The 26787-nt window shown below is 65.0% G+C and carries 25 protein-coding genes; 15 read left to right on the forward strand and 10 right to left on the reverse strand.

Going from position 1 to position 26787, the window contains the following annotated elements:
- The first annotated feature begins 75 nt into the window (after positions 1-75).
- Positions 76-1536 carry a DegQ family serine endoprotease gene (locus JL811_RS02080; RefSeq protein WP_202687164.1) on the forward strand — a complete coding sequence of 487 codons (1461 nt, stop codon included), beginning with the start codon at positions 76-78 and terminating at the stop codon, positions 1534-1536.
- Between the two features lie 114 nt (positions 1537-1650).
- Here JL811_RS02080 and JL811_RS02085 read toward each other — a convergent pair whose 3' ends face one another.
- Positions 1651-2178 (reverse strand): peptidoglycan-binding domain-containing protein, encoded by a 528-nt coding sequence (locus JL811_RS02085; RefSeq protein ID WP_202686661.1) that lies wholly within the window; start codon positions 2176-2178, stop codon positions 1651-1653.
- A gap of 248 nt (positions 2179-2426) precedes the next feature.
- Here JL811_RS02085 and JL811_RS02090 point away from each other — a divergent pair, with 248 nt between their 5' ends.
- Together JL811_RS02090 and JL811_RS02095 are read left to right on the forward strand one after the other, a co-directional pair.
- The gene (locus JL811_RS02090) at positions 2427-2750 is read left to right on the forward strand and encodes a 2Fe-2S iron-sulfur cluster-binding protein (RefSeq protein WP_202686662.1); all 324 of its coding nucleotides are present in this window, start codon (positions 2427-2429) and stop codon (positions 2748-2750) included.
- A gap of 63 nt (positions 2751-2813) precedes the next feature.
- Positions 2814-3584 (forward strand): alpha/beta hydrolase, encoded by a 771-nt coding sequence (locus JL811_RS02095; protein ID WP_202686663.1) that lies wholly within the window; start codon positions 2814-2816, stop codon positions 3582-3584.
- Between the two features lie 56 nt (positions 3585-3640).
- On the opposite strand, the gene phaZ is transcribed toward JL811_RS02095, so the two are convergent.
- Entirely contained in the window at positions 3641-4912 is a 1272-nt protein-coding gene (phaZ, locus tag JL811_RS02100) for a polyhydroxyalkanoate depolymerase (protein WP_202686664.1), read from the reverse strand.
- A gap of 107 nt (positions 4913-5019) precedes the next feature.
- Here phaZ and phaC point away from each other — a divergent pair, with 107 nt between their 5' ends.
- The 3 genes from phaC to phaR all read left to right on the forward strand — a co-directional run bounded on the left by phaC (position 5020) and on the right by phaR (position 8142).
- Complete coding sequence (gene phaC / locus JL811_RS02105) at positions 5020-6825, forward strand: class I poly(R)-hydroxyalkanoic acid synthase (RefSeq protein WP_202686665.1); 1806 nt, start codon at positions 5020-5022, stop codon at positions 6823-6825.
- 159 nt (positions 6826-6984) lie between these two features.
- A complete protein-coding gene (locus tag JL811_RS02110) occupies positions 6985-7434 on the forward strand; it encodes a phasin family protein (RefSeq protein WP_202686666.1) in 450 nt (149 codons plus the stop codon).
- A 138-nt stretch (positions 7435-7572) separates the two neighbouring features.
- Positions 7573-8142: a polyhydroxyalkanoate synthesis repressor PhaR gene (gene phaR, locus JL811_RS02115; protein WP_202686667.1), complete on the forward strand. Its 570-nt coding sequence runs from the start codon at positions 7573-7575 to the stop codon at positions 8140-8142.
- A gap of 259 nt (positions 8143-8401) precedes the next feature.
- Here the strand turns inward: phaR and trpS are convergent, their stop codons facing one another.
- On the reverse strand, positions 8402-9460 hold the full coding sequence (trpS, locus tag JL811_RS02120) for a tryptophan--tRNA ligase (protein WP_237684728.1): 1059 nt from the start codon (positions 9458-9460) through the stop codon (positions 8402-8404).
- Positions 9461-9588: 128 nt separating this feature from the next.
- Here trpS and JL811_RS02125 point away from each other — a divergent pair, with 128 nt between their 5' ends.
- A complete protein-coding gene (locus tag JL811_RS02125) occupies positions 9589-10275 on the forward strand; it encodes a rhomboid family intramembrane serine protease (RefSeq protein WP_202686668.1) in 687 nt (228 codons plus the stop codon).
- Positions 10276-10289: 14 nt separating this feature from the next.
- Here JL811_RS02125 and murJ read toward each other — a convergent pair whose 3' ends face one another.
- The 3 genes from murJ to JL811_RS02140 are packed head-to-tail and all read right to left on the reverse strand — an operon-like array spanning position 10290 to position 15890.
- Positions 10290-11843, reverse strand: coding sequence for a murein biosynthesis integral membrane protein MurJ (gene murJ / locus JL811_RS02130; protein ID WP_202686669.1), 1554 nt, complete (start codon positions 11841-11843; stop codon positions 10290-10292).
- Complete coding sequence (locus JL811_RS02135; protein ID WP_420496757.1) at positions 11840-14668, reverse strand: [protein-PII] uridylyltransferase; 2829 nt, start codon at positions 14666-14668, stop codon at positions 11840-11842. Before JL811_RS02135 ends, murJ begins: the two co-directional genes overlap by 4 nt.
- Positions 14669-14705: 37 nt before the next feature.
- Entirely contained in the window at positions 14706-15890 is a 1185-nt protein-coding gene (locus JL811_RS02140) for a penicillin-binding protein activator (protein ID WP_202686670.1), read from the reverse strand.
- Positions 15891-15977: 87 nt separating this feature from the next.
- On the opposite strand from JL811_RS02140, the gene rsmI reads away from it, so the two are divergent.
- The 3 genes from rsmI to gshB all read left to right on the forward strand — a co-directional run bounded on the left by rsmI (position 15978) and on the right by gshB (position 18352).
- Positions 15978-16886 carry a 16S rRNA (cytidine(1402)-2'-O)-methyltransferase gene (gene rsmI, locus JL811_RS02145; protein ID WP_202686671.1) on the forward strand — a complete coding sequence of 303 codons (909 nt, stop codon included), beginning with the start codon at positions 15978-15980 and terminating at the stop codon, positions 16884-16886.
- On the forward strand, positions 16886-17278 hold the full coding sequence (locus JL811_RS02150; protein ID WP_202687167.1) for a YraN family protein: 393 nt from the start codon (positions 16886-16888) through the stop codon (positions 17276-17278). The genes rsmI and JL811_RS02150 overlap by 1 nt, the downstream gene beginning before the upstream one ends.
- A gap of 129 nt (positions 17279-17407) precedes the next feature.
- Positions 17408-18352, forward strand: a complete 945-nt coding sequence (gene gshB, locus JL811_RS02155) for a glutathione synthase (RefSeq protein WP_202686672.1) — start codon at positions 17408-17410, stop codon at positions 18350-18352.
- Between the two features lie 42 nt (positions 18353-18394).
- On the opposite strand, the gene JL811_RS02160 is transcribed toward gshB, so the two are convergent.
- The 4 genes from JL811_RS02160 to cobU all read right to left on the reverse strand — a co-directional run bounded on the left by JL811_RS02160 (position 18395) and on the right by cobU (position 22057).
- On the reverse strand, positions 18395-19915 hold the full coding sequence (locus JL811_RS02160; RefSeq protein WP_202686673.1) for a YifB family Mg chelatase-like AAA ATPase: 1521 nt from the start codon (positions 19913-19915) through the stop codon (positions 18395-18397).
- Between the two features lie 53 nt (positions 19916-19968).
- Positions 19969-20841, reverse strand: coding sequence for a glutathione S-transferase N-terminal domain-containing protein (locus JL811_RS02165; protein WP_202687168.1), 873 nt, complete (start codon positions 20839-20841; stop codon positions 19969-19971).
- A 77-nt stretch (positions 20842-20918) separates the two neighbouring features.
- On the reverse strand, positions 20919-21485 hold the full coding sequence (locus JL811_RS02170) for a histidine phosphatase family protein (protein WP_202686674.1): 567 nt from the start codon (positions 21483-21485) through the stop codon (positions 20919-20921).
- Complete coding sequence (gene cobU, locus JL811_RS02175; protein WP_202686675.1) at positions 21482-22057, reverse strand: bifunctional adenosylcobinamide kinase/adenosylcobinamide-phosphate guanylyltransferase; 576 nt, start codon at positions 22055-22057, stop codon at positions 21482-21484. The genes JL811_RS02170 and cobU overlap by 4 nt, the downstream gene beginning before the upstream one ends.
- Before the next feature lie 119 nt (positions 22058-22176).
- Between cobU and JL811_RS02180 the strand changes: the two genes are divergently transcribed.
- From JL811_RS02180 to JL811_RS02200, 5 genes are all read left to right on the forward strand, one after another.
- A complete protein-coding gene (locus JL811_RS02180; protein WP_202686676.1) occupies positions 22177-23055 on the forward strand; it encodes an RNA polymerase factor sigma-32 in 879 nt (292 codons plus the stop codon).
- Between the two features lie 89 nt (positions 23056-23144).
- Positions 23145-23936, forward strand: coding sequence for a ChaN family lipoprotein (locus tag JL811_RS02185; protein WP_237684780.1), 792 nt, complete (start codon positions 23145-23147; stop codon positions 23934-23936).
- A 53-nt stretch (positions 23937-23989) separates the two neighbouring features.
- Positions 23990-25195: a bifunctional phosphopantothenoylcysteine decarboxylase/phosphopantothenate--cysteine ligase CoaBC gene (gene coaBC, locus JL811_RS02190; protein ID WP_202687170.1), complete on the forward strand. Its 1206-nt coding sequence runs from the start codon at positions 23990-23992 to the stop codon at positions 25193-25195.
- A complete protein-coding gene (gene dut / locus JL811_RS02195) occupies positions 25192-25668 on the forward strand; it encodes a dUTP diphosphatase (protein ID WP_202686677.1) in 477 nt (158 codons plus the stop codon). Before coaBC ends, dut begins: the two co-directional genes overlap by 4 nt.
- Positions 25669-25702: 34 nt before the next feature.
- Positions 25703-26785 carry a HesA/MoeB/ThiF family protein gene (locus JL811_RS02200; protein WP_202687171.1) on the forward strand — a complete coding sequence of 361 codons (1083 nt, stop codon included), beginning with the start codon at positions 25703-25705 and terminating at the stop codon, positions 26783-26785.
- Positions 26786-26787: the final 2 nt, after the last annotated feature.

A 26787-nucleotide genomic window follows, 5' to 3' on the forward strand; every position in this document is an offset into this window, starting at 1 on the left:
CATGGCCCGCCCGGCCCGAGATTTGAAAAGGAGTTTCGAGTGCGTCCCAGAAGCAACTCTCACACCAACGGCGCGATGGCGATCCGTAAACCGGCCGCTGTCTCAGCCCTCAGCCGGGGTTTTCTGGCCCTTGTCCTCGGCCTTGCGCTTGCGCTGTCGCAGGTCATCGCTGCCGAAGCGCGCGGCGTGCCCGGCAGCTTTGCCGATCTGGCCGAGAATATCAGCCCCTCGGTCGTCAATATCACCACCTCCACCACCGTCGCTGCCAGCACCGGCGCCACGCCGCAGGTTCCCGAAGGATCTCCTTTCGAGGAGTTCTTCCGTGAATTCATGGACCGCAACGGTGGCGGCGAACAGGGCCGACCGCGCCGGTCCGAGGCGCTTGGCTCGGGCTTCGTGATTTCCGAGGACGGGTTCATCGTCACCAACAACCACGTCATCGAAAAAGCCGATGATATCGAGATCGAGTTCTTTTCGGGCAAGCGTCTGAACGCCACAGTCGTGGGCACCGATCCGAAGACCGATATCGCGCTTTTGAAGGTCGAAAGCGATGAGCCGCTGCCCTTCGTGCCCTTTGGCGACAGCGATCTGATGCGCGTCGGCGACTGGGTCATGGCGATGGGTAACCCGCTGGGACAGGGGTTTTCGGTCAGCGCGGGCATCGTTTCGGCCCGGGGCCGGGCGCTTTCGGGCACCTATGACGATTACATCCAGACCGATGCCGCCATCAACCGCGGCAACTCGGGAGGTCCGCTGTTCAACATGGACGGAGAGGTGATCGGCGTGAACACCGCGATCCTGTCGCCCACCGGCGGGTCCATCGGGATCGGCTTTTCCATGGCTTCGAATGTGGTCACCAAGGTTGTGGGCCAGTTGAAGGAATTCGGCGAAACCCGCCGCGGCTGGCTGGGCGTGCGCATTCAGGACGTCACCGCAGATGTTGCCGAGGCGATGGGGCTGGAGGATGCCAAAGGCGCGTTGATCACGGATGTGCCGGACGGTCCGGCCAAGGATGCGGGCATGCTTTCGGGCGATGTCATCACCAGCTTTGACGGCGCGCCGGTTGCCGACACGCGCGAACTTGTGCGCCGTGTCGCCGATGCACCGGTCGGTGAGGCCGTGCGCGTAATCGTGATGCGCGACGGCACTACGCAGACCCTGTCGGTCACACTGGGCCGCCGCGAAGAGGCCGAAGGAGAAGCGTTCCCCACCGATACCGCGCCCTCTGCCGAACCCCAATCGGCCGAATTGCTGGGGCTTAGTGTCCAGCCTCTGACCCCCGAACAGGCGGAACAGCTCGGGCTCCCGGACGATACCGAAGGTCTGGCCGTCACCAATGTCGATGAACTTTCCGAGGCTTACACAAAAGGGCTGCGCAGCGGCGATGTGATTACCGAAGCGGGCCAGCAGAAGGTCGTGCAGGTGAAGGATCTGCAGGACCGGATCGACGAGGCGCGCGATGCGGGCCGCAAGTCGCTTCTGCTGCTGATCCGTCGCGGGGGCGATCCGCGCTTTGTGGCGCTGGCCATCGAATAAGCGCGGGGTCGTCCGGGCTGTAGATTTCGCAACGGGCGCGGTCCTTCGGGTCGCGCCCGTTCTGCATTCCGTCCCCGTTTGGGGTCGGTCCCCGTTTTGCATTCCGTCAGGGTGTCAGCGCCCCAGATCCGCCGCTGAAATCCCGAGGGCCCGCGCCGTGGCAAGGGCCAGAACCGGGCTGTCCAGCCCAAGCGGCGCCTGATGGCGGCGCACCGCCCGGGCGGTGGCGGCATCCGCGACCCCTGTGACCGGGTCCAGATAGACCCCCCGCGCCTTCAGCGCGCGTTGCAGGGAGGCAATGAAATCGGGGGTCTGTTCTGACGGGCAGGGGGCGCGGAACCAGACCTCGCGGCGGTCTGACAGGATGCGCTGGCGCTGTTCGCTGCGAAAGACGGCGGGTTGCGTCACGCGGCCATCGGCGGCGCGGCGTTCGGGCTCGTCAAGGATCTGTTCCGTCACCGTCTCGATCACCGCAGGAACCGTGTCCGACGCCCAGCAGGCCCCGGCTGGCCCCTCGGGCGGGGTCGCATCCCGTCTGGGAACCAGTTCGGCAGCAAGATCGGGCGCACCGTCCCGCAGGGGGGCAGCAGACTGGCAGGCCGCCAGTGCAAGGATCAGCGGGATTGCAAGGAAACGGGTCATCGGATCGCCGGGTCTGGTATGAGGAAGGCGGGCCGAACAGGACTGGCTGACCCGGGGTTCAGCATAGCGCCAAACGCGGCCATGAAAAGTGGCGGTCTGTCCTGCGGGCCGTGAACCGCCGCATCCGGCCCGCTGCGCACCCGATTGCAGCACCTGTGCCACTGGCAAAGCGCCGCGAATTCGCCTATGTCCGAGGAAAGTGCAGGCAGCATCTGCCGGACGGAAATCGTGGGAAGAAGGACCGAAGGATGGCGAAGATCACCTATGTGGAACATGGCGGGCGGGAACATGTGGTCGAGGTCGCAACCGGCCTGACCGTGATGGAAGGTGCGCGCGATAACGGCATCCCGGGCATCGAGGCCGATTGCGGCGGGGCCTGTGCCTGTTCCACCTGCCATGTCTATGTTGATCCCGCCTGGGTGGATCGCCTGCCGCCGCGCGACGCGATGGAGGCTGATATGCTGGATTTCGCATGGCAGCCCGATCCGGTCCGGTCGCGCCTGACCTGCCAGTTGAAGATCAGCGACGCGCTGGACGGTCTGCGCGTCCAGATGCCTGAAAAACAGATCTGACGGCGCAACCGGGGCCCGTCGCCACGCGCCGGGAGCCTGCGAAGCGACAGGAGGCTGTGACCAATGCCCGACTATCTGAACACGCCCGAGGGGCGCCGGATCGCCTATCACCGGCTTGCGGCGACCGGGCCGGGTGCGGATTTGCCGGGCATCGTGTTTCTGGGCGGGTTCCGCTCGGACATGCAGGGGACCAAGGCGGTTTACCTTGAGGATCAGGCCCGCGCAGAGGGCCGTGCATTCCTGCGGTTCGACTATTCCGGCCATGGCCACAGTTCCGGCGATTTTGTCGAAGGGACGATCGGGGACTGGGCGCAGGATGCGATGCGCGCCCTTGCCGCGCTGACCGAGGGGCCGCAAATTCTGGTCGGGTCGTCGATGGGCGGCTGGATCGCGTTGCTGGTCGCCCGCGCCATGCCGGACCATGTGGCGGGGCTGGTGGGCATTGCCGCCGCGCCCGATTTCACGCAGGCGATGGAGGCCGAATTCACCGGGGACCAGCGGCAGGAAATGGCGCGGACAGGGCAGGTGGCCCGGCCTTCGGATTATTCGGACGAACCCTATCCCATCACCCGCCGCCTGATCGAGGACGGCCGCAGCCAGCAGGTTCTGGACCGGCCCTTGCGGCTGGATTGCCCGGTGCGGCTGTTGCAGGGCACAGCGGATACCGATGTGCCGCCTGCGGTCGCGCTGCGCCTGCTGGATCATCTGGAGGCAAATGATTGCCGCCTGACACTGGTCAAGGGCGCCGATCACCGCTTTTCCACGCCCGAATGCCTTGCGTTGATCGCCGGTGCGGTGGCTGAGGTCACGGCGGGCGCACCCGACAGGGACTGACCGCACCTGTCGGGTCATCCCGGCCCCTCAGCGCAGGCTGATAGTCGCGCCCTTGTTCAGCCGGCCACCACGCGCGGACTGCGCGACTTGGCCGGGGCGGCGGAATTGGCGTCGATGAAGTTCAGCACCAGCGGGCGGATGTTCAGCCGCCAGGACTTGCCCGCGAAGATGCCGTAATGGCCCGCGCCCGGCTCCAGATGCGAGGCTTTCTTTTCATCCGGCAGGTTGGTCAGCAGATCAAGCGCCGCCAGACACTGCCCCGGCGCGGAAATATCGTCATTCGCGCCTTCGACCACCTTCACCGCGACATTGGTGATCGCGCCGAAATCGACCGCCTTGCCCGCCACGGTAAAGCAGTTGCGCGCGATCTCGCGGTTCTTGAAGATCCGTTCCACGGTGGACAGATAAAATTCCGCGGTCATGTCCATCACGGCCAGATATTCGTCATAGAACCGGTTATGCGCGTCATGATCCGAGGATTCGCCCCGCGCCGCCCGCATGATCTGTTCGGAAAACGCCTTGGAATGGCGTTCGGCATTCATCGAGATGAAACTTTGCAACTGCAAAAGCCCCGGATAGACCAGCCGACCGGCCCCCTTGTATTTGAAGCCGACGCGCTGAATTGCCAGTTGTTCCAACTGGCCCATCGTGACGCGGCGGCCGAAATCGGTGACTTCGGTGGCGGCGGCATCGGGATCAACCGGGCCACCGATCAGCGTCATCGACCGGGGCTGCGCGGCAGGTTCCTCACCGGCCAGATACGCGACGGCGGCCAGCGTCAGCGGCACGGGCTGACAGACCGCGATCACATGGGTGTCGGGGCCCAGATGGCGCAGGAAATCCACCAGATAGAGCGTATAATCCTCGACATCGAACTTGCCGGCGGAAACCGGAATGTCGCGGGCATTGTGCCAGTCGGTCACATAGACATCGCAATCGGGCAGCAGGCTGGCCACGGTGGACCGCAGCAGCGTTGCGTAATGGCCTGACATGGGGGCCACCAGCATGACCTTGCGGGCCATCGGCGCGCGGCGGCGAACCTGAAACTGCACCAGATCGCCGAAGGGACGTTCGACCACCGGAACCGCATCGACCAGATGGTCCTGCCCCTGTGCGCCCGGGATCGACCGGATGCCCCAGTCGGGCTTGACGACCATGCGGCCAAAGGTGCGCTCGGTCACCTCACCCCAGGCCGCCATCAGCGGCAGGGCCGGATTCATCGACAGGGCAAAGGCGGGGTAGGACGCCATGGCCCGCGCGGTGGCACCCAACCATTCGTTGGTGTTGCGCGCACTTTCCATCATGTCATAGGTCGTCATATACTTCATGGCATCTCCTGGCCCGACGGGCGACGCTGCCAATCCGCCGCGTTGCGCCGATGCGGCGCCGCTGGGGACATGCTGCGTAGCAGCAAATATGCGGGGGAAAGATCGGGATGACAACCACGACCAAGGAAGAAGGTGAGCGTATTGCCCGCCTGAACGCCAATCTGGCCAAGATGGAGGAGTTGTCCCAACGTCTGACTGCGGCATTCGCACGTCGCAAAAACGCCGATCCTGCGCTGAGCGGCCCCAGTCAGGAGGTCTATATGAAGGCCACAGCCGCCTATGTTGCAGAAATGATGCAGAATCCGTCGAAAATACTGGAGCATCAGATCACCTACTGGGGAAAGAGCCTTAAACATTACGTCGATGCCCAGCACATTCTGCTTAAGGGAGAGCTGAAGGCCCCTGCGGACCCGACACCGCAGGACCGGCGATTCTCGAACCCGCTGTGGCAGACGCATCCGTTTTTCAACTATATCAAGCAGCAATACCTGCTGAATGCCGAGGCCGTGACCGGGGCAGTCGCGTCGCTGGACCATCTGGACCCGGCCGACCGGAAACGGGTCGAATATTTCTCGCGCCAGATCGTCGATCTGTTCTCCCCCACCAATTTTCTGGGCACCAATCCGGATGCGCTGGAAAAGGCGGTGGCGACGGATGGCGACAGTCTTGTGCGCGGGCTGGAAAATCTTGTGCGCGATATCGAAAGCAATGACGGCGACCTGATCGTGACGCTGGCCGACAAGGATGCGTTTCAGGTGGGTGAGAATATCGCGACCACGCCCGGAGAGGTCGTCTATCGCAACCGGATGATGGAACTGATCCAGTATTCGCCGACGACCGAAAAGGTGCATGAGATCCCGCTCATCATCTTTCCGCCATGGATCAACAAGTTCTACATCCTTGATCTGAAACCGCAGAACAGCCTGATCAAATGGATCGTCGATCAGGGCTTCACCCTGTTTGTCGTGTCCTGGGTCAACCCCGATCCGACCTATGCCGAGGTCGGGCTGGATGACTATATCCGGGACGGGTATCTCCGCGCCATGGCCGAGGTGCGCCGCATCTGCGGCACCAAGCAGGTCAATGCGGTCGGCTATTGCATCGCGGGCACCACCCTGTCGCTGACGCTGGCGCATCTGGAACGGGCCGGTGACAAGACCGTGAAATCGGCAACCTTCTTTACCACGCTGACCGATTTTTCGGATCCGGGTGAGGTTGGCGTCTTTCTGGATAATGATTTCGTGGACGGGATCGAACGGCAGGTCGCGGCGGATGGCGTTCTGGACAAGACCTTCATGGCGCGGACCTTCAGTTTTCTGCGCTCGAATGACCTGATCTATCAGCCCGCGATCAAAAGCTACATGATGGGTGAGGCGCCGCCTGCCTTCGATCTGCTGTACTGGAACGGCGACGGCACCAATCTGCCCGCGAAGATGGCCATCGAATATCTGCGGGGGCTATGTCAGGGCAACGGTCTTGCGCAGGGTGAATTTCCGGTCTTCGGTGAACCGGTCAGCCTTGGCCAGATCAAGCTGCCGGTCTGCGCCATCGCCTGCGAAACCGACCATATCGCGGCATGGAAGGGCAGCTATAACGGCATCCGGCAGATGGGTTCGAAGAACAAGACCTTCATCGTGTCGCAATCGGGCCATATCGCCGGGATCGTCAATCCGCCTTCGAAGGGGAAATACGGCCATTGGGTGAACCCCGCCCCGATGTCGACGCCCGAGGCGTTCATGGAGGGCGCCGAGTTCCACAAGGCAAGCTGGTGGCCGCGCTGGGGCGAATGGCTGGCGGGCCATTCCGGCAAGCAGGTCGCGGCGCGTGAACCGGGCGATTCGGACCATCCGCCGCTTGGCCCTGCGCCCGGGGCCTATGTGAAGGCCATTCCGGCCCTTCCGGCAAGCGATTGATGTGGCGATAGAATTCAGCGAGGCGCGCCAGAATTGTGCCTCGCTGCCGGTGGTTTATGCTGCGTTGCAGAAAATTCACTTGAAATGCTGCAGTGCAGCATCTATATTCGTTCCATAGCAAAACGCGTGACGCCCCACGCACCGCAATGGAGAGATGACATGACCAAGACCCCCGATATGACCAAGATGATGCAAGACATGATGGGTTCGTTCCCGATGGACAATGACGCAATGAAGAACGCGTTCAAAACCCAGGCTGCGATGGCCGAGAAACTGTCGAAAGTGGCAATCGAAGCCGCCGAGAAGTCGACCGAGATCACCTCGAAATGGGTGAAGGACACGCTGGCCAAGTCGGTTGATCTGACCAAGGCCAAGACCGATCCGGCCGATTACACCAAAGCCGCCACCGATTTCGCCTCGGTTTCGGCCGAGATGGCTGCCGAGAACATGGCTGCCTTCGCCGAAGTGGCCAAGAAAGTGCAGATGGAAACGGTTGAGTTGATGCTGGCCGCCGGCAAGGACCTTACCGAGGAAACCACCGCTGCCGTGAAGAAAGCCACCGCCGACACCACCGCCGCTGTGAAGAAAGCTTCTGCAGCTGCGAAGTAATCCTTCGGGATCGGCGCAGCACCGACCCATTTCCTCCCGGGCGGGTGACGCGCAAGGGGCGGGCGAAAGCCCGCCCTTTCTTTTTGGTTTTCACTGTCCTAGACTTTGCCGCAGTGCAACATGCCGCAGGGGGGCCCTATGGCCGAGGACAACAAGCCGCTTCTCATCAAGCGCTATGCGAGCCGCCGCCTCTACAATACCGAGACCTCGGATTATGTGACGCTTGAGGATATCGCGGGCTTCATCCGTTCGGGCCGCGAAGTCCAGATCATCGACCTGAAATCGGGCGATGACCTGACCCGGCAATATCTTTTGCAGATCGTCGCCGAACATGAGGCCAAGGGCGAAAGCGTCCTGCCGGTCGATGTGCTGAATGATCTTGTGCGCAGCTATGCCAGTGGCGTGCAAAGCGTAGTGCCGCAGTTTCTGGCGACATCGTTTGAAATGCTGCGCGAAAGTCAGTCCAAGATGATGGAAAACCTGACCAAGGTGCCGCATCCGATGGCCGCGATGCCGGGCTTTGAGGCGATGCGCAAGCAGCAGGAGGCGTTTCTCAAGTCCATGATGGGCAATATGCCCGGATGGCCCGGACCGCAGGGCGGCAAGGAGGCAGGCAGCGAGGGCGCGCCGGATCAGAAGGCCGAGGATGAACTGGCCCAGATCAAGGCCCAGCTTGCCGAATTGCAGAAGAAACTGTCAAAGCTCTGACGCTTGCGGGGTTTGCTGTGGAGACCGCCTGCCCAGCAGTTGCGGGCGAATTGACCCGGCATGGCGATAGGATCTGAGCGTGCAGGGGGGCGCTGCCCCCTCTTTGGCTGTGCCAAATTCACCCCCCGGGATATTTGGAGACAGAAAAAGCAGTGCAGAGGGCCACGGGCATTAGTGCTGGGCCCGGGCTGGAGTTGAAAAGGGCGTGTGCCGGTGATCGATTACGCGCCCTTGTTTTGTAATCCGCCCTTCGTCGCCCTCAGCGGCGGCGTGAGCGCACCATACCGACGATGTCGTAAACCTCTTCCAGCACCGGCCGGGCAATCGCATCGGCCCGGTCCGCCCCGTCACCCAGGATCCGGTCAATCTCGGCCGGATCGGCCATCAGGCGGTTCATCTCGGTGGTGATGGGCGACAGCACCGACACTGCCAGATCGGCCAGCGCGGGCTTGAACGTGCCGAATTGCGCGCCGCCATATTGCGCCAGAACCTCGGGCGCGGTGGTCCCGGAAAGGCCTGCATAGATATTCACCAGATTGCGCGCCTCGGGCCGGTCGGCCAGCCCCTCGACCGTGTCGGGCAGCGGTTCGGGATCGGTCTTGGCCTTGCGGAACTTCTTGGCAATCGTGTCGGCATCGTCGGTCAGGTTGATGCGGCTTTGATCCGACGGGTCGGATTTCGACATTTTCTTGGTGCCGTCGCGCAAGGACATCACCCGCGCCGCTGCCCCCTCGATCACCGGTTCGGCGACGGGAAAGAAGTTCACACCATAGTCATTGTTGAACTTGATCGCGATATCGCGGGTCAGTTCGATATGCTGCTTCTGATCCTCGCCCACCGGCACATGGGTTGCGCGATAGACAAGGATATCGGCCGCCATCAGTGCGGGATAGGCAAAGAGCCCCAGCGATTGCGCCTCGGCATTCTTGCCCGCCGTCTTGTCCTTCCACTGCGTCATGCGGCCCATCCAGCCCATGCGCGCGATGCAGTTGAAGATCCACGCGAGTTCGGCATGGGCGCCGACCTGGCTTTGGTTGAACAGGATCGACCGTTTCGGGTCGATGCCCGCGGCGATGAAGGCGGCTGCCGCCTCACGCGTCTGGTGGCGCAGGCGTTCGGGGTCCTGCCAGACGGTGATCGCATGCATGTCGACAAGGCAATAGATCGTCTCGATGCCCTGATCCTGTTTCTCGACGAACCGCTTGAGCGCACCAAGGTAATTCCCCAGCGTCAGCCCCCCCGAAGGCTGGATCCCCGAGAAGATCCGGGTCGGAAAGGTCACGGCGGCATCGGTCGGCGCGGACATGGGGGCAGACATGGGGGGAAACTCCGTCTGGAAACTGGCTGGTCCCTCGCTTACCTTCGGGGGAAAGGGGCGTCAATCGACAGCACCCGTGACAGCCGAGGCGCGGGACACCCGGGCCCCGCAACATTTGAGGATTGAGCATGACCACCGACCCCAATGCGGCGCCGCTGAACCCGCTGCCCGCAATTGTCTGGATCCTTGCGCTGCCGATCATCGCGATGGAGACGGTGCTGAACCTTGCCTCACGCGGGATCCTTGGCGGGGCCGAGGGCGTGGGCTGGCGGCTGCAGGCGATGGAACGCTTTGCCTTTTCGCCGGACCTCATGCGCGCGATGATTTCCCTGGGGGACTACCCGCCGCATCACCTGATGCGACTGGTCAGCTATCCGCTGGTCCATGGCAATCTGACCCATGCGATTTTCGTGATCGTCTTCCTGCTGGCCCTTGGCAAGATGGTGGGGGAGGTGTTCCGCTGGTGGGGCGTGGCGCTGGTGTTTTTTGGCGCCGCCCTTGTCGGGGCGCTGGCCTATACCGCGCTGCCCGGGGTTCAGGCGCCGCTGATTGGCGGCTATCCGGCGGTTTACGGGCTGATCGGGGCCTTTACATGGCTTTTGTGGATGCGCCTTGCGGGGACCGGATCCAGCCAGTACCGCGCCTTCAGCCTGATCGGGATGCTGATGGCGTGTCAGTTGTTGTTCGGGCTGATCTTCGGCGGCGGCCTGCATTGGGTGGCCGAGCTTGCGGGCTTTGGCGCAGGGTTCCTGCTGTCCTTCGTTGTCAGTCCCGGGGGCTGGGCAAGGATGCGTGCCCGGCTGCGCGAGCGCTGACCCCTGCGGGTGGATCAGCCCGCGCTGCCCCCGCGCCTTAGCGCAGACCGGAAATCCGACAGGCGGAAAGCGCCCAGAGCTGCGCCAAGGCCGAAATAGCTGACGATCCCGGTCAGGACCAAAGCCGCCAGCGCGGCATAGCGCCAGCCCGCCGCCCCAAGCGCAGGCGCCAGCAGCAGCGCCGCGCCCCAAAGGCACAGCCCCATCGCCACCGAGGCCAGCAGGATTCGCGGCGCGCGTTTGCGGAAGCGCTCATCCAGCGTGGCCGCCAGACCCATGGGGCGTGATCCTTGCCATAGCTGCCAGACCATCGCCCAGCCCGCGACGGTCGTGGCCAGCGCCGCCGCGATATAACCGATGATGGGGGCAAGGCCGATGGCGATCAGCGCGTTCAGCACCATGGCGACAAGGGCGTAATGGAAGGGGCGGCGCGTATCTTCCCGCGCGAAGAACAAGGGCTGCAGCACCTTTTGCAGCACGAAGGCGGGCAGCCCCAGCCCATAGACCGCCACCGCCAGCGCCGTGGCCGCACTGTCCTCGGGGCCAAAGCGGCCGCGTTCGAACAGGACCGAGACCAGTGGCAGCGGAATGATGATCAGCGCCACGGCGGCAGGCAGTGACAGGGCCAGCGCAAATTCCGCCGCGCGGGAAAAATTGGCCCGCCCGCCCTCGGTATCGCCCGCGCGCAGGCGGCGCGCGAGATCCGGCAGCAGCACCACACCGATGGCGATGGCCACCACGCCAAGTGGCAACTGATACAGCCGGTCGGCATTGAACAGCCAGGCCACCGCATTGTCGAAATAGCTGGCCACCTGTCGCCCGACCAGCAGGTTGACCTGCACCACGCCCCCCGCCAGCATTGCCGGGGCCGCGATCAGTGCAAGCCGACGCATTTCCGGCGTCAGCCGGGGCAGGCGCGGCGTGATGGTGAACCCGGCCCGCCGCGCCGCGATCCAGACCAGCAGCAGTTGCGCCGCCCCGGCCAGCGGCACCGTCCAGACCAGCGCATCGCCGGGCGGCCAGCCCATCCGGGGAGCCAGCAGAAGGGCAGCGATGAACATCAGATTCAGCAGGATCGGCGCGGCGGCGGCGGCGGTGAAGCGCCCGACCGAATTCAGAACCCCCGAACAAAGCGCCGCCAATGAGATGAACAGGATATAGGGAAAGGCAATGCGCCCGAAGGTGACGGAAAGATCGAACCGCGCATCCCCCTGAAAGCCCGAGGCCATTGCCAGCACGAGCCAGGGCATCGCGGCCATCGCGATCAAAGTCAGAACGATCAGCAGGCCGGCCAGCGCCGAGGCGGCATCGCGGGCAAAGCCCGTCGCATCGCCTCCCGCCTCGACCTTTTTGGCGAAAAGCGGGATGAAGGCCGTGTTGAACGCGCCTTCGGCAAAGAAACGACGGAACATGTTGGGCAGGGAAAAGGCGACAATGAAGGCCTGCGCCACCGGACCGGTGCCAAGGGTTGCCGCGATCATTATATCGCGCGCAAGGCCAAGGATGCGGCTGGCCAGCGTCCAGCCTCCCACGGTGACAAAGCCCCGGACCAGACGGATCGGTGTCACGCCCGCGCCCTTTCCACGCCTTCGGTGATCGCCTGACGCAGCTTGCGCTCCAGCGCCTCCTGTTTCGACTTTGCGTGCAGCTTCAGGCCGAACATGTCCTTGACGTAGAAGCTGTCCACCACCTGCGCGCCATAGGTCGCGATCACCGCCGAGGCGATATAGATATGGTTCGCGGCCAGCGTGCGGGTCAGGTCATACAGAAGACCGGGCCGGTCGCGCGTATCCACCTCGATGATCGTGTAGATTTCCGAACCTTCATTGTCGAAAGTGACATGGGTTGGAAAGCGGAATTCCCGTTCGCGTTTCTTGATCTTGTCGCGATCCTTCAGCGCCTCGCGGGCCACGACCTCACCGGCCAGCGTGCGCTCGATCATCTTGCGCAGGCGGGGCAGGCGGGCGGTCTCATAGGGGTGGCCTTCGCTGTCCTGCACCCAGAAAACGGCGGTGGCATAGCCGTCCTTGGATGTATAGGTGCGCGCATCGACGACATTCGCCCCGACCAGCGCCAGCGCGCCCGCCAGACGCGAAAAGATGCCCGGATGATCGGCCAGCGCAAAGGCCGCGCGGGTCGCATCGCGATCCGGCGCAGGGTGCAGGTCGATGCGGATCTCGTCATCCTTGATGCCGCGCAGAAGACCGGCAAAAACCTCCTGCGTTTCGGTCGAAAGACCCTGCCAATAGGGCGGGTAATGGCGCGCCAGTTCCACGCGCAGATCCTTGGCATCCCAGCCGGTCAGCTTTTCGCGCAACAGTTTGCGCGCCTCATCGGCGCGGTTCTCGCGGTTCAATGTCTCGAACCCGCCTTCCAGCGCGGTTGCCGTGTCGCGATAAAGCTGCCGCAGCAGCATGGCCTTCCAGTTGTTCCATGTGCCGGGGCCGACGCCCCGGATATCGCAGACCGTCAGCACCGTCAGCAGATCCAGCCGTTTCTTGGATTTCACCGCCTTGGCAAAATCGCGCACCGTGCGCGGATCGCTTAGATCGCGTTTCTGTGCCATGTCCGACATCAGAAGGTGATAGCGGACCAGCCATTCCACGGTCTCGGCATCCTCGGCATTCAGCCCCAGACGCGGTGCCACCCGGCGGGCGATCTGCGCACCAAGGATGGAATGATCCTCGGGCCGTCCTTTGCCGATATCGTGCAGCAGCAGCGCAAGATACAGAACCTTGCGATTGACCCCGTCCTTGAGGATCGACGAGGACAGCGGTAATTCCTCGATCAACTCCTCGCGCTCGATCTGCGCAAGGGTTGAGATGCATTGAATCGTATGCTCATCCACCGTGTAGTGGTGATAGACGTTGAACTGCATCATCGCGACGATGGGTTCGAATTCGGGGATGAAGGCGGACAGCACGCCCAGTTCGTTCATCCGCCGCAATGCGCGTTCCGGATTGCCATGTTTCAGCAAAAGATCGTGGAAGATCGAGATCGACTCACGATTGCTGCGCATCGCATCGTCGATCAGGTCCAGATTTGCCGTGATCTGGCGCATCGCGGCCGGATGGATCAGAAGGCCGGTGCGAAGGGCCTCGGCAAAGATGCGCAGGATGTTCAGGGGTTCGGCGCGGAAATCCTCGGCCTCGGCGAAATCGACACGACCCTGCACCAGCCGGAACCCGTGTTTCAGTGCCTTGCGGCGGCGGAAAAACCCGATCAGCGCCGGTTCGCTTTTGGCGTGGCGCGCCTCAAGCTGGGTCAGGAAAATCCGCGTCAACTCTCCCACGCGGGTGGCGTGGCGGAAGTAGTCCTGCATGAAATGTTCGACCGCGCGCCGCCCGGCCGTGTCGGAATATCCCATCCGCGCGGCCACCTCGACCTGCAGATCGAAGGTCAGCTGATCCATCGCCCGACCGGCGATGAAATGCAGATGGCAGCGGATGTCCCACAGGAAGTTCTCGGCCGTGGCGAAGGTCTCGTATTCGTCCTGCGTGAACAACCCGGCCTCGACCAGCCCCGAGGCCGATTGCACGCGGTGCAGGTATTTGCCGATCCAGTACAACGTCTGAAGATCGCGCAGCCCCCCCTTGCCCTCTTTGATATTGGGTTCCAGCACATAGCGCTGACCGCCCTGCCGCCGGTGGCGTTCGCTGCGCTCGGCCAGTTTCGCCTCGATGAATTCCGGCCCGCTTTTGCGGAAAAGATCGGACCAGAGCTTTTCGCGCAATTCCAGCGCCAGCGGTTCATGCCCGGCAATGAAACGGCGTTCCAGAAGGGCGGTGCGGATGGTGATGTCTTCCCGCGCAAGGCGGATGCAGTCCTTTACGGTGCGGGTGGCATGGCCGACCTTCAGCTTCAGATCCCACAGGATGTAAAGCATCGATTCAACGACAGATTCTGCCCAGGGCGTGACCTTCCAGGGCGTCAGGAACAACAGATCCACATCTGAATAGGGCGCCATCTCGGCCCGCCCGTAACCGCCCACGGCCACCACCGCGATGCGTTCACTTTCCGTCGGATTGGCCAGCGGATGCAGATGATCGCGCGCAATATCCAGCGCCAGCGTGACAATCCGGTCGGTCAGCCAGGCCATGGCGCGGATCAGATGCCGGGCCTTGCGCGGATGGGCAAGAAAAGCCGCCGCCAGCCGTTCATTGGCCCGTGCCCGTGCCTCGGTCAGATGCCGCACGGCGATACTCCGGGCGGCGCGTGTGTCGCCCGCAGCCTCGGCCTTGATCTCGGTTGCCATGGCGCGCAGCAGCGCCTCGGGATCAAGCATCGCCTCGGGCGGCAGCAACAGATCCGCCATTCCGACACCGGTCAGGTTCGGAAAGGGCAGTGGGCCCTTGTCGGCCAGGGGCAGGGGCTGGGCCGCGGATGGTGTCATGCTGTGCGGGTCCGGATCGAAGGGCGGACGGGCCGGGTCAGAACCCGGCGCCGCCAAAGCTGCGGGGCGCCGCGTCGATCACCACCATCTGGTTGTTACGGATCTGTGCCACGGCAAGGCCGCGCTCGTTGCTGCCATCGCCGCGCAGCCGGAAGATGCCGTTGACCCCGACAAAGCCCGAGCCTTGCGTCAGCGCGGAACCGGTCAGCGCATTGGACTGCCCGTTCTTGACCAGCGCGCCGATGGCCGCAATCCCGTCATAGGCCAGCCCCGAAATCGGATGCGGCGCTTCGCCGAAAGCGGCCTGATAGCGCGACTGATACTGCTGATAGAGTGCCGGATCGGGCAGCGCGAACCAGCCGCCCTGCGTGCCCGGCAGCGACAAAGTGGCCGCCGGAATGTCCCAGCGGGTCAGGCCGATGAACTGCGCCACGGACGTGTCGATGCGGTTGTCGCGCAGCATCTGCGTCAGCATCGGCAGCGCACCGGCGGTATCGGCGGTCATGAAGACCGCATCGGCCTCATTCGCGCGGATCTGGGCCGCAATCTGCGGCGCGGCCTGCACGATGCCGTTCTGCGAAAACTCATAGCCGACCGTTCCCACGACTGACCCGCCCGCATTGGCCACCCCGCGCTGGATCGCGGCGCGCCCGATCTCGCCTGCGGTGTTGCGGTCATGCACGACCATCACCCGGCGCTTGCCCTGCCGCGCCGCGTATGAGGCCAGCCGGTTCGCCGTGTTCTGGAAGGTCGGGCCGAGGACAAAGACATTGCCCCCCGCGATATCGGTATTGTTCGAGAAGCTCAGCACATTGATGCCGCGTCCGGCCAGCGCCACGCCCGCGGCATTGGCCTCTTGCGCAAAGACCGGCCCCAGCACGATCTTCGCGCCCTCATCGGCGGCGCGGATCGCCATGGCCTGCGCCTGACCGGGCTGGCCTGCGGTGTTGTAGACCCGCAGGTCGATGCGGACATTGCCCAGATCCGAGATGGCCAGACGCGCCGCATTCTGCAGCGAGCGGGCCAGCAGTTCATCGCTTGCCTGACCCGAGCCGGCCGGAACCAGCAGGGCGACGGGAATCGGCGCATTGGTGTCGATGGCCGGGCCGCGCGATGAGGCGACGGGCTGGCAGGCGGCCAGTGCGACCACCCCGAGTGCCACGGCAGCCCGCCCGATATGGCGGCGCAGGGTCTTGTGGGTACGGGTGAAAATGGACAACATCAAGGTTCCCTCGCGGCAGATCCGGTCATTTGGCGACAGCCTATGCGTTTCGGGGCGCGAAGTAAACTTTCGAAGGACCGTAAAGCCATGACCGCCGAGGACCATGCCGATCCCCGCCCTCAGGGCTTTCGCCCCGACCCGCGTCCGCTGGAACCGGGGCTGCATTTCGTCGCCACGCCCATCGGGGCCGCGCGGGATATCACCTTGCGCGCGCTGGATATTCTGGCCAAGGCCGATGTTCTGGCCGCCGAGGATACGCGCACGCTCCGCCATCTGATGGAGATCCATGGCATCGCCCTGGGCGCAAGGCGGATCATTGCCTATCACGACCATAACGGTGATCGGGTGCGCCCGCTGCTGCTGGCCCGGCTGGCCGAGGGCAAAAGTGTCGCCTATGCCTCCGAGGCGGGCACGCCGCTGGTGGCCGATCCCGGCTTTCCCCTTGCGCGGGAGGCGATTGCGGCAGGGCACACTCTGCGCGCCGCACCCGGCCCCTCGGCGCTGCTGGCGGCGCTGACCGTGGCGGGATTGCCGACGGACCAGTTCCATTTCTCAGGTTTTCTGCCCGCCACCCGCAGCGCCCGCCGCCGGGCCATTGCGGACTTGCGCGCGGTGCCCGGCACCATCGTTCTTTACGAATCACCGCGCCGGGTGCGCGCGCTGCTGGAGGATCTGGCCGAGGGTCTGGGGGCTGCGCGTGAGGCCGCCCTGTGCCGCGAGTTGACCAAACGCTTTGAGGAAACCCGGCGGGGCAGTCTGGCAGCCCTGATCGATGGGTTCGGCGAGGCCACGCCCAAGGGCGAATTCGTGGTTTTGGTCGCCCCGGCCACGGAGGCACCGGCGGAACCCGAGGATCTGGCCGCTGAAATTGCCCGGGCGCTGCCCGGGCGGCATGTGAAGGAGGTTGCGGCGGAACTGGCGCTGAAACATGGGCTGAATAAACGGGATGTTTACCAGTTGGCCCTAGAGGTGAGAAAGACCATGGAGGACGGATGATGGCCCAGACCCCAAATGCGATATCCGATTGCCGCCGGAACCGGGGGCGGGTGGCCTTTCATTCGGGCCACGCGGCCGAACAGGCGGTGGCCCGGCATTACGACCGGCAGGGCGCTCCGATTGCCGCCTTGCGCTGGCGTGGCAGCGCCGGAGAGATCGACCTTGTCGCACGGGAGGGACTTGCCGTGGTGTTCATCGAGGTCAAGAAGGCCGCAACCCATGCCGAGGCGGCTTATCGTCTGTCGCGGCGGCAGATGGACCGGATTTATGCGGCGGCTTCGGAGTTTCTGGCCGGTGAACCGGCAGGACAGATGACCGAAAGCCGTTTCGATGTTGCCCTTGTCGACGCGCAGGGCCGGGTCGAGATCATACAGGATGCATTCTGCGCCTGACGAATTCGGCATTCTTGCCGTGCATTTCGCTGTCGGGCCGGGCGCGGGATTATACGGGCGAATGACAGGGGCGGATTGCAAGCGCCCGACCCTTGCGGCAAAGAAGGGCTGCACAGGAAGGGAAAGCCCATGCGTCTCAAGGTTGCCTTGCAGATGGATCCTATCGGATCCGTAAATATCCATGCCGACAGCACGTTCCGCATCGCGATTGAGGCGCAGGAGCGGGGTCATTCGCTGTTTTTCTACACGCCTGACAAGCTGGCCTTCCGCGACGGGCGGGTGGTGGCGCGCGGATTTCCGATCACGCTGCGCCGCGTGGTCGGCGATCATGTCGACTATGGTGCGGAAACCGAGGTCGATCTGGCCGATTTCGACGTGGTCTGGCTGCGGCAGGATCCGCCTTTCGACATGGGCTATATCACCACTACCCATCTGCTGGAACTGATCCATCCGCGCACGCTGGTCGTCAATGACCCGTTCTGGGTGCGCAATTTTCCCGAGAAACTGCTGGTCCTGCGCTTTCCCGACCTGATTCCACCAACGATGATCGCACGGGATCTGGACACGATCCGCGCCTTCAAGGCCGAACATGGCGATGTCATCCTGAAACCGCTTTACGGCAATGGCGGCGCGGGGGTGTTCCGGCTGGACCCCAATGACCGCAACCTGTCCTCGCTGCACGAGCTGTTCACCGGCATGAGCCGTGAGCCGCTGATCGTGCAGAAATTCCTGCCTGCCGTCGCAAAAGGCGACAAGCGGGTGATTCTGGTCGATGGTGAAGTGGTTGGCGCCATCAACCGCGTGCCGCAGGAGGGCGAGACCCGGTCGAACATGCATGTCGGCGGGCGGGCCGAGAAGGTGGCGCTGACGGATCGCGACCGTGAAATCTGCGCCGCCATCGGCCCGACGCTGCGCGATCATGGCCAGATCTTTGTCGGCATCGATGTGATCGGCGATTACCTGACCGAGATCAACGTCACCTCGCCCACCGGCCTGCAGGAGATGGAACGATTCGACGGCACCAATGCCTCGGCGCTGATATGGGAGGCGATTGAGGCAAAGCGGCGGGGCTGATCCAGCCCGCGCCGGTTGCGTTTGAGGCATCGGACGCGGTCTTCAGCCCTGACCTGCCCGCCCGATGGCCAGCCGGAAGCTGACCGCCTCGGCGATATGGGGTTTGCGGATCGCGGGCGCGCCCTCCAGATCGGCAATCGTGCGCGCGACGCGCAGGATTCGGTGATAGCCGCGCGCTGTAAGGCCGAATCGTTCCGCCACCAGCGTAAGCAGCGCCCGCCCCTCGGCATCGGGGCTGGCGATCTCATCCAAAAGCGCGCCTTCGGCTTCGGAATTGACGCGCACCGGGGCATGGGCGGCAAAACGCGCTGACTGGATCTGCCGCGCTTTCGCGACCCGTTCGGCGATCTGCGCCGAGGGTTCGCCGCTGGCGGGCAGGTCAAGATCCTGAAAATCCACCGGCGGCACCTCGACCCGCAGATCGAACCGGTCCATCAGCGGACCCGAGATGCGGCCCAGATAATCCTCACCGCAGGCGGGAACGCGGGCGCAGGCGCGCGCAGCATCGGCCAGATAGCCGCATTTGCAGGGATTGGCCGCCGCGATCAGCAGAAAACGGCAGGGATAGCGGATATGGGCATTGGCCCGGGCAACGACCACCTCACCGGTCTCGATGGGCTGGCGCAGGGTTTCCAGCACGGTGCGGGGAAATTCGGGAAATTCATCCATGAACAGCACGCCATTATGCGCAAGGCTGATTTGGCCGGGCCGCGCGCCCCGGCCCCCGCCGACGATTGCCGCCATCGAGGCGGTATGATGCGGCTCACAAAACGGTCGCGCGCGCGAGATCCCGCCTTCGGTCAGCAATCCGGCGAGAGAATGGATCATCGAGGTTTCCAGTGCCTCGGGCGCCGAAAGCGGTGGCAGGATGCCCGGAAGCCGCGCGGCGAGCATGGATTTCCCCGATCCCGGGGCGCCGACCAACAGCAGGTGATGCCGCCCCGAGGCCGCGATTTCCAGCGCGCGCTTGGCCCGTTCCTGTCCTTTCACATCGCGCATGTCGCGTGCGAAAGGGGGCAGCGCGACCTCACCCGCCTCGGCGGGGGCAATCGGGGCCTGACCGGTGAAATGGCGCAGCACATCCGACAGCGTGGCCGCCCCCAGCACCTGCGTCGCCCCCACCCATGCCGCCTCTGCCCCGCAGGCGGCGGGGCAAAGCAGCGCGCGGTCGGATTCAGCAGCGGCAAGGGCGGCGGGCAGGGCGCCCGCAACCGGCATCAGCCGCCCGTCCAGCGACAATTCCCCAAGCGCCACGACAGAGGCCGCCGCATCACGCGGCAGCACATCCAGCGCGCAAAGCAGCGCCAGCGCGATGGGAAGGTCGAAATGCGAGCCTTCCTTGGGCAGGTCGGCAGGGGCCAGATTGACCGTGATCCGCTTGGCAGGCAGGGCAATCGACATCGCGGTCAGGGCCGCGCGCACCCTTTCGCGCGCTTCGCTGACCGCCTTGTCGGGCAGGCCCACGATGCTGAAGGCTGGAAGGCCCGCCGTGACCGCGCATTGCACCTCGACCTGCCGCGCCTCCACCCCTTCAAAGGCGACCGTAAAGGCGCTTGCGATCATTCCGGGGCCCTTGCCGCTTGTTCATCTTGGTTAATGAATAGCGGGTCAAAGGTTTACGCCCGGTAAATGGCCATGAAGGCGGGCCAGGCCTCGGGGTCGGCGGCGGTCTTGTCGCGGCAGAAGGCGTTGCAAAAGCCCCAGACGCGTCCGCCTGCTTCCAGAAAATGCGTGACCGGATCGCCGGAATAGGGGCAGGCGGCATTGACGGATGGGCCGCTTTCCACCGCGCGTGCAGGCAGCGGGGCGGCGGCGGGCCAGGGACGCTGTGGCCAGTCGCGCCGATAGAAGGGTTGGTCCGGCCCCTCAACCCGCCCCATCGCGCGCCAGCGCCGCAAGGCCGGATCGGCCAGATGCGCCGCGACATACTGCGCCGCCTGCGGTCCGACCGGCAGGTTATAGGTCGCAATACGCGTCGCGACCGGGGCAAAGAACACATCCGCTGCCGAATACTCGCCGCAAAGCCAGGGGCCGGGGGATCCGGTCTGTGCCCTTGCCCAGCCCCAGATCTGTTCCAGCCGCGCCAGATCGGCCAGCACGGGTTCAGGCGGGTCGCAACGCTCATAACTGCTGCGCAGGTTCATCGGGCAATGACTGCGCAGCGCGCCAAAGGCTGCATGCATTTCCGCCGCAAGCGCACGGGCCACGGCGCGGGCCTTTGCATCCTGCGGCCAGATCCCGGCCAAAGGGTGGCGCGAGGCCAGTTCCTCGGCAATGGCAAGGCTGTCGGGGATCACCGTGCCATCCTCAAGCCGCAGGGCAGGCACGCTGCGGGCGGGCGCGAAATCGCGCAGAAGGGCGGTGAAGTCATCGGAATAAAGCCGCACTCGGCGGGTGGTGACAGGGATGCCGAAGGCTTCGAACAAAAGCCAGCCGCGCAGGGACCAGCTGGAATAGCTGCGATCACCGATGGCGAGTTCATACATGATCCGTCCTTTCCGATGGGTCGGAGCCGGATTTAGCAGGGGCGGCGCGTCGGGGGAAATGACGCTTTGTGCGGGGGGTATCACGGAATGTGATTGATCCGCGCCGCAGCCCAACCCTGTGGGCCAAGGGTCAGCTCGGTCAGGGAAAGCGGGTCGATCCGATGGGCGAAGGCCTCATAGGGCGTGATGCCAAGGGCGCGCTGTACCTGCGTCAGGATCACCCCGAAATGGGCCACAAGAATCAGATCGCCCGCATGGGCCGTCAGCAGGCGGTCAACGCATGCATTGACGCGGGCACCGACCGCGTTCCAGCTATCGCCGCCCGGCGGGGCAATGTCGCCGGGCCGGTCCCAATAGGCCCGCAGATGGTCCTGATCGGCAATCTCGGCATGGTGCTGCATCTCCCAGTCGCCGAAATGAATCTCGCGCAGGGCGGGGTCGGGGGGCAGGCGGAGGCGGTTCCCGGCAATGGCATCGGCGGTGGTTACCGCGCGCTGCAGATCGGATGAGATGACGGGAACCTGCGGCAGGGCCGCCGACAGCCGGGCAAGGGCGGCAAGGTCGGACAGATCGGCGGGCAGGTCGGTCCAGCCCACCAGCGCGCGGGCATGGGTCGGCCCGTGGCGCAGCCAGAAAAGCCGTCTCATGCCGTTCCCGTCCCTGTCCCTGTCTCGGGGTCTTTCAGCCACAGCGGCAGGCCCGCGACCACCACCGCAACCCGCCCGGCCTGCGCCGCCAGCCGCTGGTTCAGCCGGCCCTGTTCATCGCGGAACTGCCGCGCCAGCGCGTTTTCCGGCACGATGGACCATCCCACCTCATTCGTGACGATGACGACCTCTGCCGGAGATTGTTTCAGCGCGTCCAGCAGGTGTCCGGTTTCCGCGCTCAGATCGCGCCCCGCCAGCAGGATATTCGTCAGCCACAGCGTCGCACAATCGAGCAGCACCGCCGAACCGGGGGCGACATCGCTCAGCGCGCCCGCCAGATCCAGCGGTGCCTCGATGGTCTGCCAGCCCCCTGCCGCGCGGTCGGCGCGATGGGCCGCGATGCGGGCGCGCATTTCGTCATCCCGGCCTTCGGCGGTGGCAATATAGACCTTCGGGCGGGCCATGGCCCGCACCAGACCCTCCGCAAAGCGTGATTTGCCCGAACGGGCCCCGCCTGTCACCACTGTCAGACGGTCCGGCGATCCCTGATGCGAAATATCTGCGTTCTGCATGGCCTCGAGTGATCCGTTCCCCGCCCCGATGCGTAGGACATAGCGAAAGGTCGGGCAAGCCGACAGGGGCAGCCTCACGGTGATCGGACCGGTAGGGGCCTGACCGGCAGGAGGGTAAAATGGCCTTCGACGGAACGAATGATCAGACCATGTCCCGCCGCGCGATGAAGGCGGAACTGCTGGATGCCGAGACCGAATTGCGGCTGGCCTATGCCTGGCGTGACCAGCGCGATGAGGCGGCGCTGCATCGCCTGATTACTGCGTATATGCGGCTCGCCATCTCGATGGCGGCCAAGTTCCGCCGTTATGGCGCGCCGATGAACGACCTGATTCAAGAGGCGAGCCTTGGCCTGATGAAGGCCGCCGACCGCTTTGATCCCGACCGGGGGGTGCGGTTTTCCACCTATGCGGTCTGGTGGATCAAGGCCTCGATTCAGGATTATGTCATGCGCAACTGGTCGATGGTGCGCACCGGATCGACCTCCAGTCAGAAATCGCTGTTCTTCAACCTGCGCCGGGTGCAGGCGCGGCTGGAACGCGAGGCCTCGGCGGCGGGTGAGGATCTGGACGGACATCAGCTGCGCGAAAGGATCGCATCGGAAATCGGTGTGCCGCTGGCGGATGTCGAGATGATGGAGGGCCGGCTTTCGGGGTCGGATTTTTCGTTGAATGCGACGCGGGCGGCTGGGGAAGAGGGCCGCGAATGGATCGAGACGCTGGAGGATGACTGCGCGCAGGCCGCCGAACAGGTCGAGGATGCCCATGATACCGATCTGCTGCGCGGCTGGCTGGTCGAGGCGATGGGGGCGCTGAACCCGCGCGAACGCTTCATCGTGACCGAACGCAAGCTGCGCGGTGAGGGACGGACGCTGGAAAGTCTGGGCGATGAACTGGGCCTGTCGAAAGAGCGCGTGCGCCAGCTTGAAGCCTCGGCCTTTGCCAAGATGCGCCGCAGCCTTGAAACCCAGTCGCGGGAAGTGCAACACTTTCTGGCATGATGCATGCCCGTTTCCCGCTTCACGCCCTTCTGTCCTGCGCTGTCCTGTGCCTGTCGCTGATCGGGTCGCTGGCCGGGCCGCAGGCGGGCATGGCCCAGCCCCGGGGCCAGATCGGCCCCGATGATCTGGCCACACTTCCGCCTGCTGATATCGTCATTCTGGGGGAGGTGCATGACAATCCCGCCCATCACCGCAATCAGGCCACCGCCGTCGCCGCGATTCGGCCCGCCGCACTGGTGTTTGAGATGTTCGGGCCGGATCAGGCCGCCCGTGCCACCGATGTGCCGCGCGATGATGCCGGGGCGATGGCGGCGGCCCTGGGCTGGGAGGGCGGTGGCTGGTCGGATTTCGCGCTTTATCATCCCATCCTTGCCGCTGCCCCCGGGGCCGCGATCTATGGGGCCGCCCTGCCGCGAGACATGGTGCGCCGTGCCATGACCGATGGCGCAGCGGCGGTCTTTGGCGATAATGCGGCAGTTTACGGGCTGGACCAGCCGCTGCCCCCCGATCTTCAGGCCGCGCGGGAGGCCGAACAGCAGGCCGCGCATTGCAATGCGCTGCCCGAGGCGATGCTGCCCGGCATGGTGGCCGCGCAGGCGCTGCGCGATGCCGCCTTTTCACGAACCGCCCTGACCGCGCTGGCCGAAACCGGCGGTCCGGTTGTGGTGATCGCGGGATCGGGTCATGCCGACCGCGACCGTGGGATGCCGGCTTTCCTGACCCGGGCCGCCCCCGATGTCACCCTGCTGTCACTGGGTCAGGTCGAGGCGCCCGCCGCCGCCCTGCAGCCCTATGATCTGTGGATCGTGACCGATGCCGCACCGCGTGACGACCCCTGCGCTGCCTTCCAGCCGCCCGCCGCCCCGCAGCAGGGCGGTTGAGTTCACCCCCGGCGCCCCGTAAAGCTGGGCAGAGGATTGTGCAGGGGGCAATGATGCTGGCAGGCAAGCGGGTACTTCTGATCCTTGGCGGCGGGATCGCGGCCTACAAGGGGCTGGATCTGATCCGCCGCCTGCGTGAACGCGGGGCTGCGGTGACGCCGGTCCTGACGCGTGCGGGGGCTGAATTTGTCACCCCGCTTTCCGTGGCCGCCCTTGCAGGCGCGCCCGTGCATCAGGATCTGTTCGACCTGACCGCCGAGGCGGAAATGGGGCATATCCAGTTGTCGCGCTCCGCCGATCTGCTGGTCGTGGCCCCGGCCACCGCCGATCTGATGGCAAAACTGGCGCAGGGGCGGGCGGATGATCTGGCCTCGACCCTGCTTCTGGCCACCGATACGCCGGTTCTGATCGCGCCTGCGATGAATGTGCGGATGTGGGACCACCCGGCGACGCAGCGCAATCTGGCGGTGATACGCGGGGACGGGGTGTCCGTTGTCGGCCCGAATGAGGGCGACATGGCCTGCGGCGAATACGGGCCGGGGCGCATGGCCGAACCGCTGGAGATCGCCGCCGCCATCGAGGCGCGGCTTGCGGCCATGGCCGGAGGGCGGCCCCTGCAGGGGCGGCATGTGCTGGTCACCTCGGGGCCGACGCATGAACCGATTGATCCGGTGCGCTATATCGCGAACCGGTCCTCGGGAGCCCAGGGCACGGCAATTGCGGCGGCGTTGCGCGATCTGGGGGCGAATGTCACCTTCATCACCGGCCCCGCCACGATGCCACCGCCCGCCGGTGTGACCGTGATTGCGGTTGAAACGGCGGCCCAGATGATGACCGCCGTGACTGCGGCCCTGCCCGCCGATGCCGCCGTGATGGCCGCTGCCGTGGCCGACTGGCATGTCGCCAATGCAGGCGCGCAGAAGATGAAGAAGGACGGATCGGGCCGTGCTCCGGCGTTGGACTTTGCCGAGAATCCGGACATTCTGGCTACCGTCTCCCGCGCGGCGGACCGGCCCCGTCTGGTCGTGGGTTTTGCCGCCGAGACGGAAAACGTGATCGACCATGCCAGCGCGAAACGGCTGCGCAAGGGCTGTGACTGGATCCTTGCCAATGATGTCAGCCCCGCGACCGGCATCATGGGCGGCAGTGAAAACGCCGTGACTTTGATCACCGCCGACGGGGCCGAGGACTGGCCGCGCATGGGCAAGGCCGAGGTGGCGCGCAGGCTTGCTGCGCGGATTGCGGAGGCGCTGACATGACCAGCTCCCTTCCTGTGCTGCGCGTCTTACATGAGGACTGGGCCGATCCCGGCCTGCCCTTGCCGCGCTATGAAACCGCAGGGGCAGCGGGCGCCGATATCCGCGCCAATCTTCCCGCCGATCTGCGCGAAAGCGGCATCACGCTGGCACCGATGGAACGGCGGATCTGCCCGACGGGCCTGCGCGTCGCGATCCCCGATGGCTATGAAATGCAGATCCGGCCCCGGTCGGGCCTCGCGCTGAAACATGGCATCACCCTGCCCAACACGCCCGGCACCATCGACAGCGATTATCGCGGGCCTCTGGGCGTGGCGCTGGTCAATCTGGGGGCGGAACCCTATGTCATCCATCATGGCGACCGGATCGCGCAGATGATCGTGGCCCCGGTCGTGCAGGTGCGGTTTCAGATCGTGACCGAACTGGATGAGACGGCGCGCGGGACGGGCGGTTTCGGCTCGACCGGCAGGGCATGAAGGCGCGACGCGGCGCGCAGGCGGGCAGGATGCGATGATCGGCCTTCTGGGGTTCGGGGTGATCTGGGCGCTGGCGCGCTGGCGGCCTGGGCTGGTGCCGGGGCTGCCGCTGGCGCTGATCTGGTGGGGGATGTTGCTGCTGGTCCATGCGCCGCTGATCGCCCAGCCCAATCCGGTGGCCGGGTTTCTGGGGGGTGATTTCCGCGCATGGCTGCTGTTCGGGGCGCTGCTGGCCTTGATTCTGGCCTATCGGCGCGGTCTGGCGGCACTGCACCGCCGTGCGGCGGGGGCAGCGGCGCAGGCCGGGACAGACAAAGCCCCGAGTGCAGTCAACGCCGTGCCCGCCTTCACCGCGCCCGCCTTCACCGCGACCGAGCTTGAGCGCTATTCCCGCCATATCATGCTGCGTGAGATTGGCGGAACCGGGCAGAAACGGCTGAAATCGGCGCGGGTGCTGGTCGTGGGGGCCGGGGGGCTGGGCAGTCCGGTCCTTTTGTATCTTGCGGCGGCGGGGGTGGGGCGCATCACGGTGATCGACCCGGACCGCGTGGAAAACTCAAACCTGCAGCGGCAGGTCATCCATCGCGATGACAGCCTTGGCCAGCCCAAGGTGCAATCTGCGGCTGACGCGATGCGCGCGCTCAACCCCTTTGTCGAAATCGTGACCCATATCGGCAGGCTGGATGAAGACAGCCGCGACCTGCTGGATGGGCAGGATCTGATCCTCGACGGAACCGACAATTTCGACACACGATACGGTGTGAACCGTTGGGCGGTAGCGGCGGGCAAGCCTTTGATTTCTGGCGCGATCACGCAATGGGAAGGGCAGATCGGCCTTTATGATCCGGCGCGCGGCGGGCCCTGTTACGAATGCGTCTTTCCAACCCGTCCCGCCCCGGGGCTGGTGCCGACCTGCGCCGAGGCCGGGGTGGCTGGACCGCTGCCCGGCGTTATCGGCGCGATGATGGCGCTGGAGGCGGTGAAACATCTGACCGGGGCGGGGCAGGGGCTGCGCGGGCGGCTGATGATCCATGACGCGCTTTATGCCGAGACGCGGATGATCGGCACCCGCCCGCGCGCCGACTGCCCTGTCTGTGCCGGGCGTGGGGTCGTTTAAAA

Source organism: Szabonella alba (assembly GCF_016765775.1).
Lineage (GTDB): Bacteria > Pseudomonadota > Alphaproteobacteria > Rhodobacterales > Rhodobacteraceae > Szabonella > Szabonella alba.

Coding starts and splice junctions, on each gene's coding strand:
- JL811_RS02080 (WP_202687164.1), top strand. CDS start 76: ATGGCGATCCGTAAACCGGCCGCTGTCTCAGCCCTCAGCCGGGGTTTT.
- JL811_RS02085 (WP_202686661.1), bottom strand. CDS start 2,178: ATGACCCGTTTCCTTGCAATCCCGCTGATCCTTGCACTGGCGGCCTGC.
- JL811_RS02090 (WP_202686662.1), top strand. CDS start 2,427: ATGGCGAAGATCACCTATGTGGAACATGGCGGGCGGGAACATGTGGTC.
- JL811_RS02095 (WP_202686663.1), top strand. CDS start 2,814: ATGCCCGACTATCTGAACACGCCCGAGGGGCGCCGGATCGCCTATCAC.
- phaZ (WP_202686664.1), bottom strand. CDS start 4,912: ATGAAGTATATGACGACCTATGACATGATGGAAAGTGCGCGCAACACC.
- phaC (WP_202686665.1), top strand. CDS start 5,020: ATGACAACCACGACCAAGGAAGAAGGTGAGCGTATTGCCCGCCTGAAC.
- JL811_RS02110 (WP_202686666.1), top strand. CDS start 6,985: ATGACCAAGACCCCCGATATGACCAAGATGATGCAAGACATGATGGGT.
- phaR (WP_202686667.1), top strand. CDS start 7,573: ATGGCCGAGGACAACAAGCCGCTTCTCATCAAGCGCTATGCGAGCCGC.
- trpS (WP_237684728.1), bottom strand. CDS start 9,460: ATGTCTGCCCCCATGTCCGCGCCGACCGATGCCGCCGTGACCTTTCCG.
- JL811_RS02125 (WP_202686668.1), top strand. CDS start 9,589: ATGACCACCGACCCCAATGCGGCGCCGCTGAACCCGCTGCCCGCAATT.
- JL811_RS02135 (WP_420496757.1), bottom strand. CDS start 14,668: ATGACACCATCCGCGGCCCAGCCCCTGCCCCTGGCCGACAAGGGCCCA.
- JL811_RS02140 (WP_202686670.1), bottom strand. CDS start 15,890: ATGTTGTCCATTTTCACCCGTACCCACAAGACCCTGCGCCGCCATATC.
- rsmI (WP_202686671.1), top strand. CDS start 15,978: ATGACCGCCGAGGACCATGCCGATCCCCGCCCTCAGGGCTTTCGCCCC.
- JL811_RS02150 (WP_202687167.1), top strand. CDS start 16,886: ATGGCCCAGACCCCAAATGCGATATCCGATTGCCGCCGGAACCGGGGG.
- gshB (WP_202686672.1), top strand. CDS start 17,408: ATGCGTCTCAAGGTTGCCTTGCAGATGGATCCTATCGGATCCGTAAAT.
- JL811_RS02160 (WP_202686673.1), bottom strand. CDS start 19,915: ATGATCGCAAGCGCCTTTACGGTCGCCTTTGAAGGGGTGGAGGCGCGG.
- JL811_RS02170 (WP_202686674.1), bottom strand. CDS start 21,485: ATGAGACGGCTTTTCTGGCTGCGCCACGGGCCGACCCATGCCCGCGCG.
- cobU (WP_202686675.1), bottom strand. CDS start 22,057: ATGCAGAACGCAGATATTTCGCATCAGGGATCGCCGGACCGTCTGACA.
- JL811_RS02180 (WP_202686676.1), top strand. CDS start 22,177: ATGGCCTTCGACGGAACGAATGATCAGACCATGTCCCGCCGCGCGATG.
- JL811_RS02185 (WP_237684780.1), top strand. CDS start 23,145: ATGGCCCAGCCCCGGGGCCAGATCGGCCCCGATGATCTGGCCACACTT.
- coaBC (WP_202687170.1), top strand. CDS start 23,990: ATGCTGGCAGGCAAGCGGGTACTTCTGATCCTTGGCGGCGGGATCGCG.
- dut (WP_202686677.1), top strand. CDS start 25,192: ATGACCAGCTCCCTTCCTGTGCTGCGCGTCTTACATGAGGACTGGGCC.
- JL811_RS02200 (WP_202687171.1), top strand. CDS start 25,703: ATGATCGGCCTTCTGGGGTTCGGGGTGATCTGGGCGCTGGCGCGCTGG.